The organism is Kitasatospora sp. NPDC091257, assembly GCF_044757675.1.
In the GTDB taxonomy this organism is placed as follows: Bacteria; Actinomycetota; Actinomycetes; order Streptomycetales; family Streptomycetaceae; genus Kitasatospora; species Kitasatospora lactacystinica.
Genome location: NZ_JBIVVI010000980.1, coordinates 1 through 3,511, shown reverse-complemented (window position 1 = coordinate 3,511; position 3,511 = coordinate 1). Strand labels below are relative to the sequence as shown.

Below are 3,511 nucleotides of genomic sequence, written 5' to 3'. Positions count from 1 at the left end.
GGGTGATGCCGTGGTTACGGCGGATCACGTCGAGGGGGTCCGGTGCGGGCCGCGCTGCCGCTGCTCGGAGCGCGCCCGTGGCCGGGCCGGCCGTGACGGTGACGCGGGTCCGCTTGGCGTGGGCGATCCGTTCAAGGTGGGCTTGGCGGGCGGTGGCCCGGTCCGGCGCGGTGTGCAGGGTGACGGGCACGGTGTCCCCGGCGGAGAGGCCGTGCCCCGCCTGGGTGGTGGGGACGGTGAGTCCCTTCGCGGCGGCCGGGTCGGTGTGGCGGTTCTCCAGCGGGTCCGGAACGAACGGCTCGTGGAGCAGGATGTCGAGGATCAGGTCGATGCCAGCCGGGGTGGTGTGGTCGATGTCGTACTCGGCGGCCCGCCACTCCAGCGAGGAGGTCGGGAAGACGGTGATGTGGTGGTCTCCGTCCGGCCGTTGCTGGCGCACGGCCCAGCACGGCGTGGGTCCGATGTTGATCCGGGTGGTGTCGAGCACCCGGTACTGCTCGGGCATGGTGGGTCCTGTTCCTGTCAGATGCGGTAGCACCAGAAGCCGACGGAGCCGTCGGTGCTGGCGGCGGCGAGGGTGGTGGTGAAACCGGTGAGGCTGGATGCGGTGACCTGCCAGGCTCGGATCGCCTGCCAGTCCCGCAGGGTGACGATCGGCACCATCGGGGATTGCATCGTCGGCCCGTAGGAGAGCGACATGGCCGTCCAGTTGGTCATCCCGGCGGTGCCGGTGAACAGCCCTCGGTCCGGTTCGGCGTACCAGTAGTTCGGGAAGGTGCCCTTGTACTGGAGACTTGTGGCGTCGATCCATAGCTCGGTGCGGCTGCCTTGGTCGTTGCTGCGGCCGAGTTGGACGCCTTCCTGCGTGGCGATCACGTAGCCGAAGGCCTTGTCCTCGACCAGGTAGAAGAGCCCGGCGCCCTCGTTGGCGTTCATGCGGACGGTGCCGCCCCAGGGCTTCTGGGTGTCGGTGCGGATGGTCTCCAGCGCGGAGACGTACTCGGTCAGGTAGAGCCGGTAGGCCGCTGTCTGCCCGTTGTGCGGGAAGCTGCCGCTGTTCAGCCCGATGTACGCCGCGCCGTCGTGTCCGCCGACCGCGTTGATGAAGGCGTAGTTGCTGCCGTTGGTCGGGAAGAACCGGATCTCCGGGAGGCCGGCCGTGGGGTTGATCTCGATGCGCTGACCGCTGGTGCCACTGGACAGGCCGCCGACGAGCTTCACCTCGCCGGTGGCCGCGGACACGGCGACGGTCTTCACGCCGTTGGCGTTCCACGCCTCGATGCCGCCGGAGTTCAGCTCGACCCTCGCGCCCGTGTCGGAGGTCTTGATGCGCGCGGAGACTGTGATGTCGGCGTTGAGTTTGCCGACCGTGAGCTTGCTGGCGGAGACGGTGCCGATGTGGGCGTCCTGGATGGTCGCCAGCACGACCTTTGCGCCGATGATCGTGGCGTCCGCGAGCTGGGCCGTCCCGATGATCTGGTCGGCGAGGTCAGACCTGATGACGACGGTCGGGGAGGCGGAGGCCTCGGCGGACGGCTGCGAGGCGTTGCCCGCCCGGTCACGGGCGACGAACTTGATGTAGTAGGTGGTGCCGTAGGTCAGGCCGGTGATCGGTGCGGCCGCCGCTCCGGCGAGCCGGTCGACGATCGTCGCCGCGCTGGGGGCAAACCCGGCCGCTGTGGAGGCGTGCACCTCCACCTCGGCGAAGTCCGCAGGCATTTCCTCGCCCTGCGCGCCGCGTCCGTCCCACACCGCCCGCAGTGCGCCGATCAGGGAGGTCACCACGGGCTTCGCTGGCACCGGGGGCGGGGTGGTGTCGCTGGCGAGGATGATGTCCTCCGACAGCCGCCAGGTGGAGGAGTTCCCGGATGCGTCCACGGTGCGCACCCGGGCCTGGACCCGTTGCCCGGCCGGAAGCTGGTCGTAGTGGGCGATGGTGCCGTTGACGGCCTGCTCCGGGGACCACTGCGGGTCCTGGCCCGCGATCCGCAGGCCGGGCAGCAGGTAGGAGACGTAGTAGTTGCCGGCGTCGTCGTACACGGTGCCGTCGGCGTTCTCGGTGACCGCGGGCCAGGACACCGCGAGGGCGGCGTGCTGCTGCCCGTCGGTGTCCAGGTAGGCCCAGGAGCCGACCAGCACGGCGGCCGGCGGCTTGGGCGCGGTGGTGTCGTTGCGGTCGCCGAGCGGCGGCAGCGGGGTGCGGGAGGCCGTCGCGGAGCCGTTGGTCAGGGCGTCCAGCTGCCGCTGCACGCGGATGCGCTGCTCCACGAAGACGTCGGCCAGCTCCAGGGAGCTGGTGGGCTGGCCGGCCTCGTCGTAGGTGGTGGCGATGGTGCGCACCCTCAGCGGCTCCAGCGTGGTGGGGCTGGTTCGGCGCTGGTCGTAGCGGATGTAGTCGCCGGGCCGGTAGTCGATGCCGGGCCGGTGCTGGGTGGCGGCCGGGTCGAGTTCGATGGTGAAGCCCTCGGAGGCCGTCACCATGCCGCCGAGGGTGACGCGGGCCAGCTCGGCGAGGGTGGCCGCGTCGGTGATGCCGCCGCGTCCGTCGAAGGCTTCCCGGCGGCCGTAGCGGGCGGCGGCGGTCGCGTCGACTACCTCGGCCAGGGCGCCGCTGTCTCCGGCGGCCAGCAGGTGGGAGCGCACCGTGCGGCGGGAGCGCTGCCGGGGGCCCTTGAGGACGTCCCGGCCCAGGTAGAGCACGATGCCGGGGTGGTCGGTGGCGCAGGCGGTGTCCGGCACGTAGGCGTGGAGCTGGTAGCCGGTCATCCGCACGTCGGCCCACCCGGCGGAGGTGATAGTGGTGAGGGTCTTCAGCAGGTCAGTGCCGGCGTCGTACTGGGCGGTGTAGGCGGTCGGCCAGGGCCGGCCTGCGCTGTCGGTGGCGGCCGTGAAGTCCCAGGTGACCTCGGGCAGCGCGCCGCGGGCCTTCGCGCGGGCCAGCAGGGTAGCGAGGATCGCGCCGGGGCTGACGTTGACGAACGGGAAGTGCGGGTCGAGACCGATCACCGGCTGGCCGGGGGTGTGCCCGGCCGGGTAGATCAAGGCCCGCTCCAGCAGGGCGAGGGAGCCCCGGCAGCCGACCTGCACGGGCCGGGCCTCGCCTGCACCGTCGGCCGGGTCGTCGCCGTCGTCCTCCAGCAGATACCGCTCGGGCTGCTCGACACCGTCGATGACGAGAGAGATCCGCGGGTCGTCCCCGGACAGCAGGCCGGCGCCCGGGGCGTTGCGCGGGTAGGTGAAGGTCAGCGCCCCTGCGCCGTTGTGCTCCGCCTGCACCTTGACGTCGGCGGGGTAGGGCAGTAGCCCGAGCGGGCTGCCGCTCGGGCTGGAGACGCGCAGGTGCACGGCCACGGGGGTCCTCCGGTCAGGTCAGGTAGGCGCGTCGGCCGGTGACGGCGAGCTGGGTGGTGGGTCCGGTGTTGGTGCCGGTCAGGCGCAGGCTCGGCGGCCTGCCGGGCCTGCCGGGGGCCAGACGCAGGAAGGCGGGCCCCGTGTTGGTCAGCCGCCCGGG

General features: G+C 72.0%; 2 protein-coding genes. Both read right to left on the bottom strand.

Annotated features, from left to right (window positions below):
* On the bottom strand, window positions 1-505 hold a 505-nt coding region (locus ACIQOV_RS33070; RefSeq protein WP_401054423.1), incomplete at its 3' end, for a hypothetical protein.
* Between the two features lie 17 nt (window positions 506-522).
* Window positions 523-3,351, bottom strand: coding sequence for a hypothetical protein (locus ACIQOV_RS33065; RefSeq protein WP_401054422.1), 2,829 nt, complete (start codon window positions 3,349-3,351; stop codon window positions 523-525).
* Window positions 3,352-3,511 lie beyond the last annotated feature (160 nt).